The organism is Wenzhouxiangella sp. XN79A, from assembly GCF_012272825.1.
Lineage (GTDB): Bacteria > Pseudomonadota > Gammaproteobacteria > Xanthomonadales > Wenzhouxiangellaceae.
In genome coordinates this window covers 1-325 of the sequence record NZ_JAAWWS010000087.1, presented here as the reverse complement: position 1 = coordinate 325, position 325 = coordinate 1, and the positions used below count along the sequence as shown (strand labels likewise).

Here is a 325-nt window from a genome sequence, read left to right as displayed (position 1 = left end):
GTTCTCCCGCCAGGTCGTCGGCTGGTCGATGCAGTCGAGGATGCAGGCGGACCTGGTGCTCAAGGCGCTGGTCATGGCGGTCTGGAAGCGCAAGCCCGAGCCGGGCTTGCTCGTTCACTCGGATCAGGGCAGCCAGTACACCGGGCATGAGTGGCAGAAGTTCATCGACGACCACTGTCAACACCAACCTGAGATGTCCTGTTTTCAGCGAAGTGAGATGTCCCCTTTCCAAGTTAATTGGACAGGCACAACATAAAAATTGCCCGCACTACAGAGACTCCTGATTTTCGAGTTGTCACCGATGATTTTCTTGCAAATGTTCCCG

At 55.4% G+C, this 325-nt stretch carries 1 pseudogene; it reads left to right on the top strand.

Annotated elements, in window-relative coordinates:
• Nucleotides 1–166: pseudogene (locus tag HFP89_RS15890) on the top strand (DDE-type integrase/transposase/recombinase); the annotation flags it as partial.
• Nucleotides 167–325 lie beyond the last annotated feature (159 nt).